Origin of the sequence: Endozoicomonas sp. (assembly GCF_051008435.1) — a bacterium.
GTDB lineage: Bacteria > Pseudomonadota > Gammaproteobacteria > Pseudomonadales > Endozoicomonadaceae > Endozoicomonas_A.
The window spans coordinates 1-10,047 of sequence record NZ_JBPCXO010000265.1; the positions used below are offsets into that span (position 1 = coordinate 1).

7 protein-coding genes are annotated in these 10,047 nt (G+C 47.7%); 2 read left to right on the top strand and 5 right to left on the bottom strand.

The window, feature by feature from the left end:
• Positions 1 to 163 precede the first annotated feature (163 nt).
• The 4 genes from ACR2PX_RS13585 to ACR2PX_RS13600 all read right to left on the bottom strand — a co-directional run bounded on the left by ACR2PX_RS13585 (position 164) and on the right by ACR2PX_RS13600 (position 6,569).
• Positions 164 to 1,822 carry a WD40 repeat domain-containing protein gene (locus ACR2PX_RS13585; protein WP_433999891.1) on the bottom strand — a complete coding sequence of 553 codons (1,659 nt, stop codon included), beginning with the start codon at positions 1,820 to 1,822 and terminating at the stop codon, positions 164 to 166.
• 6 nt (positions 1,823 to 1,828) lie between these two features.
• On the bottom strand, positions 1,829 to 3,325 hold the full coding sequence (locus ACR2PX_RS13590; RefSeq protein WP_433999892.1) for a WD40 repeat domain-containing protein: 1,497 nt from the start codon (positions 3,323 to 3,325) through the stop codon (positions 1,829 to 1,831).
• Positions 3,326 to 3,744: 419 nt separating this feature from the next.
• Positions 3,745 to 5,211 carry a WD40 repeat domain-containing protein gene (locus ACR2PX_RS13595; protein WP_433999893.1) on the bottom strand — a complete coding sequence of 489 codons (1,467 nt, stop codon included), beginning with the start codon at positions 5,209 to 5,211 and terminating at the stop codon, positions 3,745 to 3,747.
• A gap of 44 nt (positions 5,212 to 5,255) precedes the next feature.
• The gene (locus ACR2PX_RS13600) at positions 5,256 to 6,569 is read right to left on the bottom strand and encodes a WD40 repeat domain-containing protein (RefSeq protein ID WP_433999894.1); all 1,314 of its coding nucleotides are present in this window, start codon (positions 6,567 to 6,569) and stop codon (positions 5,256 to 5,258) included.
• Between the two features lie 386 nt (positions 6,570 to 6,955).
• On the opposite strand from ACR2PX_RS13600, the gene ansA reads away from it, so the two are divergent.
• On the top strand, positions 6,956 to 8,023 hold the full coding sequence (gene ansA, locus ACR2PX_RS13605; protein ID WP_433999895.1) for an asparaginase: 1,068 nt from the start codon (positions 6,956 to 6,958) through the stop codon (positions 8,021 to 8,023).
• Between the two features lie 46 nt (positions 8,024 to 8,069).
• On the opposite strand, the gene ung is transcribed toward ansA, so the two are convergent.
• Positions 8,070 to 8,753, bottom strand: a complete 684-nt coding sequence (gene ung / locus ACR2PX_RS13610; RefSeq protein ID WP_433999896.1) for a uracil-DNA glycosylase — start codon at positions 8,751 to 8,753, stop codon at positions 8,070 to 8,072.
• 431 nt (positions 8,754 to 9,184) lie between these two features.
• On the opposite strand from ung, the gene ACR2PX_RS13615 reads away from it, so the two are divergent.
• The gene (locus tag ACR2PX_RS13615; RefSeq protein ID WP_433999897.1) at positions 9,185 to 10,042 is read left to right on the top strand and encodes a hypothetical protein; all 858 of its coding nucleotides are present in this window, start codon (positions 9,185 to 9,187) and stop codon (positions 10,040 to 10,042) included.
• Positions 10,043 to 10,047 lie beyond the last annotated feature (5 nt).

The window sequence follows — 10,047 nt, forward strand, 5'->3', positions numbered from 1 at the left end:
GGTGGCGCTCCTATAGAAGTCATCAAACAGTACGTTCAGCAGCAGAGAACACCGCATTAGTCGGCTATCGCCGACGAGCTTACATCCCCGCACTCAAAGTACGGGGTTTTACGCTCAACCGATAATGATGAGCACTTTGCGAGCCTGTACATGCAACGTAATGCTAATCCTGGGGTGTCACGACTGTTTTAACTTTCCTCTTTTTGGCTCCACAATAACTGCCCACCAGAACAAGTACGCCAGTAGCTACCACTACAGGTAAGCCTAACCCCGCAGTCAGGCCTGCTATCAGCCCACTATTGCTGGAGGAGGATAATGTCTCGTTAGCGGTGAACTCCGAGACGTTCCAAAGCCTTGCTTTCCAGTCATCTGATCCGGTAACCAGCAGGTGCTCGTCTGAGTTAAATTCAGCAAAGGAGACATCTCCCTCGGATGGAAAAGTCGCCAGCAAGCCGGGTTCCGGAATATTATCATCATTCAGGGTGACCTCATCCAGATTCCATAGCTTTGCGTTATCACCTTCAGACGTTGTTAATAATTTCTGATTGTTCGTGAATACCACGAACAAAACAGGGTTATCCTGTGTGACCAGAGCCAAAAGCGAATAGGTCGCTTTTCCCATATAATCATTTCCAATGTTTGTCGTATTCCAGATCAGGGCCTGATGACCCGAAGCGGTAGCCAGCAGTGACCCGTCATTGTTAAATGCACCATGCCTTACCGGACTATTGTGGTTCAGGGTGGCGACGATGGCAGGTTGCATGTCATCACCAATTTGACTGAGATCCCAAATGGTTGCCTCACCACTTTCAGCCACAGTCATCAGTCTCCTTTGGTCAGGATGCAATACTGAAAAAACGACAGCTCCACCATGGTGCATTACAGCCAGTTTTGCTGCTTCCAGTGTTTTTATGGGGATTGTTACGGTTGGCGGAAAAGAAGGAGCCTGAGATGAGGGAACAGTGGGGACATTGGTAGCCGCTGGCGTTGACGTTGACGTTGACGTTGGCGTTGGCGTTGACGTTGACGTTGACGTTGGCGCAAGGGCGCTACTATTGGTATTTTCAGGGGCATCCGTTGGCAGTGTGAAGACCTGTGTTGAATCACCCTCGTATAAACCCCAAAGCACGGCGGTATTATCCATGGATGAAGTGATAACTGTCGCTTTCGATACCTCTCCACCGAGACTGGCCGGTGCAAAATGAGCATGCAGAACGGCGGCATCGTGGGGCAAGCTCATCATAGCCTGAGGTGTCCGCTCATCATCAACCAGGGTCCACACAGAAGCGTTATTTGCAACCCCCAGCAACCAGTTTTGTTCAGGGTGAAAAGCGATCGGATTAAATTCAGCTGGCGTTCCACCTTCGGCATCTGTCAGATTAAACTGAGCCTGTAAACCAGTGAAATAGGAGATACCGGTCGTTTCATTTTTGCTAACGATTCCCAGATCCCAGATCCTGACGGTCTGGTCGCTGATCGTGGCCACACTATTGCTATGAGGACTGAATATGGCGCACTGAACAGCCTGCGGGTGTGGCATTATCCCTTGCAAATCAGGGAAAACATTACCAGAACTGTCTCTTATCAGATTGTTGAGTTCCCAGAGTTTTGCGGTCCCATCATCCGATGAAGTCAAAATAGATGTTTCACTGGCACTGAATCTGGCACAATTGATGGCCCCCGCATGTTGCATCACCAGATAAGGCTTCAGTTCATCGTCAGGGAGCTGCGTTTCAATATCATCGTGAGAGCAGCACAGATTATTACCCAGAGCCAGAAGCAGCAGAGACAATCGGTAGCGATTAAAAATACGATTACACATCACTGGTTACAACTCTTCGTTAGAGGATTGCGATAACAGCCCGGAAATATCCCAGAGAAACCACTTATTATCACTGGAAATCGACACCAGGAACTTTTTCCCGGGATCAAAGACAACTTGTTGTACCGGTGCCTCATGGGGCAGTGTGGCCAGCAATTCTGGCGTTAAATGGTTTTGGGATGAGCAGCGAATAGTATTGAGATTCCAGAGTTTTACCGTATTTGACGAGGCGGTAACGACATAGTTTTTGTCTGGATGAAAGTCGGCATAAACGACAGAATCTTCATGCTCCAGGACAGCCAGCAGCTCCGGAACCACCCGGTCAACATTCTTGCTGTAACTTAGCTGACTGATATCCCATAATCTTGCCGTTTTATCGGTGGATGCGGTCAATAGATATTGGTCTGAAGATGCAAATGTTGCAAAAACAATATAATCATACTGGTCATGCTGGTTATGCCAGGCGGTAGCCAGCAGGGACGATCTGGGTTCTCCCAGATAGTTGCGGTACTGGTCTTCCAGATCCCAGACCAGCCCCATCTGATAAAGCAGCGTCACAAGATACCTTCCGGATGGAGAGTAAGCAACGGGGTGGTCTGAAGTTTCGGTGAGCAAATAAGCATTATCAGGGATATAAAAGTCTGGCTGCATAAAGGCATGCAAAGGTAATGTCCGCTCCCCCTCGTTACTTAAAGGCTGACGGCCAAGCTCCCAGTACCGGGCTGCCGGATAGTCGGTAGCGGTCACCAGAAAAGCATTGTCAGGGCTGAAAGCGGCATAGACCACATTGTCAGGGTGGGGCAAATGGGTCAGATGATTGATTTCTGTGCCGTTATTACCCTCAGAAATTCCGTAAAGCTCAGCGAATTTAAAATTTCCGACAACAACCAGCCGTTTTCCATCCGGGTCGAAAGCAGCTTGCCAAGGTTCTCCCTGAAGCTGGATACTATCGAGTAGCTCAGGCTGCGGCACAGCATTTTCAAATGTCAGGTTTGCCAGATTCCATAACTTAAGTATGTTGCCAGAGTCGACCGTGACCGCTTTTTGGTTGTCGAGACTGATAGCCCCATGATTCACCGCTTCGGAGGAAGGCAAAACAGCCACCGGGCTTTGGGTTTCTGCTGGGTTAAGATTGTTTAAATCCCATAGCTTTGCGCTATCACCGTCAGAAACCAGTAGTTTTTGACCATCCGGGCTGAAGGTGATTTGTTTGATCGTATTGTCTGCTGCCACCGCTAAGGCTGGAAGCAGAATATTCTCTGTGTGAATGGGGTTTGGATTTGCGGGCTGGCATGACTCAGGAAGAGGAGTGACCGGCAGGTAGTTTTCGCAAATAAAGTTAATAATATGAATGCTATTCACATTTTCTGGATTAAATGTTGTCTCCCGCGCCGTTCTGGCAATAAAGTGAATGGCGTGAAACATTGTTGCGTTTGGACAATCATGCCAGCCTCCAGCTGCACCGCCTCCACCCAAAAAACCCAGCTCATCAGGTTCAGCCATTGCATTAAGTTCTCCTCCCCCTGCCAAGGGCCTACACCTAAGTCTAATGGCATCAATAACGCAACCACGGCGAACTTCTGCGCCATAAACGGCATAGTCTCTCGGACACCACGTAACATCCTCTTCAGAAAAATCACCTATCCATTTGCCCTCAGAGGTGATGGCAGAACATATCACCTCTAATTTATTGAGAACAAAAGAACTAAACCCCCTTAATTTATTCACGCCATACTTCAAACCAATAACAACCTGTCCCGGGGGGCAGCTTTCAAAGACCCACCCAACCGCACCATAACAACAGTTAATACAGTCGTTTTTAGCACTTAATACCACCTTTACAGGCTCTGAAAAAGACCTGAGCGGACAAAACAGTATCGCCAGAAAGATCAATATCGATGCACCAAGTACTTTCATTGAACTCACCGGAGTTTAAAGCCCTGCCAAGCCGGCTGATGCAGCCATGTTATGAATACCGGTAACAAAAAGGTAATCCCCTGATAAGAAAGGCTGAGGCCATGACCGCTCAGATACCGGGATATATTCCATACGCCCTGATCCTGCCCACTGGTAGATAACATGAGGTACTCTTCTCCCGGACTCAGGGCGGCTCGCAACTGTCCGGCTGGGAAAACAACCTGAGCCACTTTTGCCGGTATTGGTAAATTGTTTTCATCGAGCACCAACTCATCAACATTCCAGATCGTGGCATTCTGTTGCTCGCCCAGCGTCAGAAGCCTGTGGCTGTCTGCACTGAATGCTGCATAACCAGTATTACCCACCGGGTCGCTGATCAATGCCAGCAAATTGAAAACGGTTTTGCCGTCAGGTGCTGTTTTCGGGTTTTCAATATCCCACAGCCGGATGGCACTTGCGGTGACCGTCACCACTTTTCGACTGTCAGGACTGAACGCGGCATAAAGAACATCGCCGTCGTGTGGCAACGTGGCTTTCAGTAATGGTTTCGTCGGGGTGCTGTCGTCTTCTAAGAGTTGGTCAAGATCCCATAGCTTAGATGTATCATCGCTGGAAGTGGTCAGGATAAGGCTGCCGTTCGTACTGAACGCAAAGTAACTGATAGATTCGCTGTGTTCCATAACAGCCATCCGGGCAGGCACTGGGACAGGTGCAGAGTTTTCAATAGTTTTGTAATCAGGTTCGTCAAGGTTCCAGAGAATAGCCTGCCCATCATCACTGGCTGTCACAACTTGCTGCTTATTGTCTGAACCGGGTCTGAACCGTGCAAAGGTTACCGTGCTCTCATGAGGCAGAAACGCTTTTACATCCGGAGCAGCAACCCCTGTCGGCAATGAATCCATATCCCATACCCAGGCATCAGAGGTGCCTGAAAAAGTTAATAACCAGTTATATTCCTTATGGAAGGCCATATTATCGACAAGAGGGTTCAACATAGCTTCTGATGATTCAGAACGGGCACTGCTATACCCCGGAGGTATGAACTGATGAGTACGTTGCAACATGGATATTCCGGCTGATGTCCGATTGGCGATGTCCGGATTCCACAGGCTGACTGCACCGCTGTCGCTCAGGGAGGTAATATATTTTTCATAGGGACTGAAAATAGCGCAATGAACGAGAGATTCATGACGCATAATACCTGAAACACCGGGAGTTATTTTACCATTACGGTTTCTTCTCAGAGTGGCCATATCCCAGAGAATGGCGTTGCCATCCCCGGCAGCGGTCAGGATTCTGAACCCATCCGGGCTGAAAGAAGCACACTGAACACCTCCTGAATGCTCGATAACCAAAAACGCATCCAGTTCATGGTAATAGAATGAACGGGCATAAAATGTGGATAACGCCAACCCAACGAACAAGAGGCTTGTCAACCGTCGCCGACTGGTTTTATTTGGCAAGTTATTCATGATAAAACCTCCAGCCAAAGGGCTTTATAACAACATCATAAAGACTATGGCTCTCTGGCAACTTTCCCAATATGGTCTGGAATCTCCCAGAGCGCCCAGTACCTGTCTTCAGAAGTGGTGACCAGATAGCGCCCTCCCGGGTGAAAAACGGCCTGCCTCAAGCCAGCTCCGTGTCGCATGGTGGCAAGTAAAAAAGGGATGGGTTCATCCTGATCATTGTCTGGTTCGGGAGGCTGAATATCATCAAGATCCCAAAGTCTGGCGGTCTGATCGCTGGACGCAGTTACAACAAAATGCTCAAGCGGATGAAAATCGGCATAAACGACCGAGGATGAATGCTCCATAACCGCCAGCAGTTCTGGAATAACCAGGCCACTCTCCTCATCATACTGTAACTGCTTCAAACCCCAGACCTTTGCCCTGTTATCCTTACCGGCGGTCAGAAGGTAGCGACCATCGTCGCTGAATTTAACAAAGATAATGTCATCAGCATGCCAGGCTACCGCCGCCACCGACGCTGTTTCAATAGCGTTATAATCGTGATATTTCTCGTTGAGATTCCAGATAATGCTGGTGTTGGAGAACAAGCTTGCCGCATATTGACCGGAAGGATGCAGGCTCATGGCGTTATGAGGTGACCCTGGAGAGTAATTAATAGGGTTGGCATTATTCAGTTTGAGATTTGCCAGCAGCTGAGCTGTCCGCTTTCCGCTACTGTCGAGATACTGTCGTGTAAGATCCCAGTATTTCGTTACCGAATCTGTGGATGTAGTCATCAGGAATTTTGAGTCGCAACTAAAAGCAGCCACACTGGTTTCTGAGGAATGTTCAAAAGTGAGCGGGTTGGCAATGGAAGTATCTTCCATGATGGTCGAGATATTATAAATTTTGAAAGTGTTGAATGTTCCCCCTACTGCCAGCCACTGCCTGTCTTCGCTAAAAACAACCACTTTTGGGTCATTACCTGTATTATCTTCACCCAACTTTTGCGGCTCCGGGTAGCGGGTGTTCTGGGTTATGTTGGCAAGATTCCACAACCTCAGATGGTTATCGTAACTTACTGTTGCTGCCCACTGGCTATCATAGCTGATACTATGATCCATAATGGTTTCACTGGCTGGCAGGGTCGCAACAGGGCCGTTTTTCCGGGCAGGATCTACAACATCCATCTGCCATAACTTTACTTTGCTGCCGCCGTCTATGAGAAGCCAACGACCGTCGGGGCTGAACGATACCGCTCTCACGACCGATGGCTCCCGGATTTTCAGCAAAGGACTCAACATCACTCTGCCATCCGCAAACCAGGGCAGGACAGTTAAAGCCAGAATGAAGTAACGACAAAATCTGGTGTAAATCATGGGAATAATATAAAACGAGAGTATTTACCGGCCTGATGATCAGCTCACTCACAGGCGACTTCGGCCAACTAATCGCTACATCGCAGCAGTTAACCGTTGGTGACCGAACTCAGTATGGAAGAGATAATAAGATTCTGCAAAAATATCATATTGCTTGACTTTCCTGACAGGAATCAAAGTTTGGTGAATGACGAAGACAATATCGAAGCCGAGGTTGAAAACACCATATAGCCTTTTATGGATAGCCTTTTATGGATAGCCTTTTATGGAAAATCTGCACATGACCTTGTCACCTGAGACCCAGAAACGGATTAAAAAACTGGAGCCTTGAATATTTCAATCTTTAATAACTTTCACCCTATCCATTAGAACAAGAACTTCATGATATGATCATTCGCAACGATATTGGCCTTGTTAAGGTCATCCACAGAGTTGCTGATATGACCAAGAAAATCTACGTTATTTATACCGGTGGTACCATCGGCATGAAACCCACCGACTCGGGTTATGCCCCCTCCGGCAACCTGCAGGCCCTACTGGATGAAAAGCTACCATCCCACGTCCGTAAAGGTCTCCCAGACTTTGACCTGGTGGAGTACGACCAGTTAATTGACTCCAGTAATATCCGCCCGCAAAACTGGAAGCAGATTGCTACGGATATCGCTGACAATTATGAAGACTACGACGGCTTTGTTGTTCTGCACGGCACAGATACCATGGCCTTTTCCAGTTCCATGATGTCATTCATGCTCCGCAACCTGAACAAGCCTGTTGTTTTTACCGGCTCTCAGATACCTCTGTGTGAAGCACGAAGCGACGGTCTGGAAAACTTTGTTGGTGCATTGAGCATTGCCACCGATGATCGTATCAATGAAGTCTGCCTGTACTTCAATGGTCGTTTAATGCGGGGTAACCGTGCACGCAAGCAAAATGCTTATCTGTTTGATGCCTTCGATTCTCCTAACTTCCCATGGCTTGGCCGGGCTGATATCAATATTGAGCTCAGCGACTACCTGCTATTGAAGCCTGAGAACAAACCCGAGTTTCATCTTGAATGCTCTGAAGATACCCAGGTGGGTATTCTTCAACTGTTTCCAGGCATTACAGCACAGTGGATGGAAGCGGCTCTAAATCAGCCCCAAAAAGCCTTTATCATGAGAACCTACGGTACCGGAAATGGTCCAGATGGAGATCAGGCTTTACTGGATGCTCTGAAGAAAGCTTCAGACGAAGGCAAAATAATTGTCAATCTTACCCAGTGTCACAGAGGTAGGGTTCATCAGGGCAGTTATGCAGCTGGCTCTGCTCTGGCTGAAGCCGGTGTTATTGGAGGTCTGGATACAACGACTGAGGCGATGTTCTGTAAGCTTCATCACCTGCTGTCTAAAGATCACTCTCCAGAAGAAATCAGAGAGATAGTGGGACAGAACATTTCAGGGGAACTGACCATCTGACAAAAGAAAGAGGACTTTCACCCACGAAAGTCCTCTTTTTTGTTCATTAAATGACTGGCAACTGCCAATTTATCGGTGCAATGCCTCTGGACTCAAGATAATGATTCGTCTGCGAGAAAGGACGGCTACCAAAAAAGCCGCGATGAGCAGACAAGGGTGAGGGGTGGACAGCCTGAAGTACCTGATGCCTGGTTCGATCAATAAACTGCCCCTTTCTCTGGGCGTAGCTGCCCCAAAGGATAAACACCAGACCTTCCCGCTTGGCATTCAGCTCGGCAATCACCTTGTCAGTAAACTGCTCCCATCCTCTTTTCTGATGGGAAGCCGCTTGCTTGTGCTCTACCGTCAAGACACTGTTTAACAGAAGGACCCCCTGTTTGGCCCAGGACTCCAAACAACCATGATTGGCGGGAGGAATCCCCAGATCACTCTGAAGCTCCTTATACATATTGACCAGAGAAGGAGGCGTACGCACATCCGGGCGCACAGAGAAACAGAGCCCATGGGCCTGACCCGGACCGTGATAAGGATCCTGCCCCAGAATGACAACCTTAACCTGTTCAAAGGGAGTTAAATCCATAGCCCGGAAGTATTCACTGCCGTCTGGGTAAATAGTTTTACCGGCGGCTTTTTCATTCATCAGGAAGCTGCGCAGAACCTGCATATACTCCTTGTCAAACTCACCCTGCAAATGTGTTTTCCATGAGGGTTCCAGCTTGATTTCCCGCATAGGATTTCCCCAGTTCAGCAAACGTTAAAATAGGTTTTAAATGATAATCGAGTCATTATACACATACGAATGATATTGAACTGGCTTTTGCAGCCAACACTCCTTGTCTGTAAGCAATAATAACTCCGTTGTCAGTCAACCTGACAAGTTGGGGAACATCACTTTCAGGACACAGTCTCAAGTCTAGAAATACCGTCTTAAGTCATTGCTCATTGGTCATGGAGAATCCCAAAATGCTACTCAGGAAGAGCTGGCAAGCTGCCCAAAAATACGTCATTTCGTTCATCAGTTCTCTTCTGATTGCCGCTTCGATGAGTGCATCTGCCTCGGAAGTGGAGATGAAGAGTCGAGCCATAGACCTGCAAAACTCCCTGATAAAATGATTCCTTATACTTAACAGCAAGCCTCTAGGAGCCTTAGCTGAGGAAGATATGGGCGACTATGCCTACCTTCTTGAAGTGCATCGGGAATTGCGAAGGGATACGTCCTTTGATTCCATTCCTGTTCAATTAGTCGTCGGTGCTTCCAAAAAACAAAAAGATCGCTTCTATAAATATTTTGAAGAAACTTCAGAACTGGACATTCACTGGTTTTTTGAAGAATACGATGAGCAATATGCATATCGACCCCCAATGCAACATATAGAAAACGCCAGTCTGGTGTTTTTCCTATCATGGTGGCCATACATGAAAGGATCGATCTCGCCCAAATGGCTTAATATCACTGAGTATGCAGATATAGCAGATCCGGGTGTCGACCAATACCACTTTATTCTCAGGGCGATACAACGGGCAAAAAACTACTATCAGAAAGCAAACGCCAGCTTTCACTCCTTATCCAATCTTCAAAGACGTGAAGGGGATGATGAGCTCAAACTCGTCACGCGACAGAGCCTAATCGAATCATTTCAGATGGCAGGAGCCTCATGCGAGTTATTCAAGCAGGAGTTCTGCAGTGCACCCATAAGGTTTGGTCTTGGGAAAAAGAACGTTGGAATGCCCTTCAATAGCGCTCTATCAGAAAAAGTGGACGAGTTTGAAGAGACTCTGGAGAAAGACCAGACCCGCATGGCCAACGTTTTCAAAAAGCTGTTGAAAGAAAAAGCCTGGCTGGGTGAAGCATTATCGGGCTACAAAGAAACTTCCACCCAGTTTGAATCCGTTAGAGAAACCGCTACTAAAAACCTGCGACAATCAGTGATTCTCTGGGTTTATCTACACCGTCAACACGGCTGCATACCGGAGTATGTCTTACGCCACTCTTGTGTAGGGTTTAAGGTCGAGCTGTAACGTGT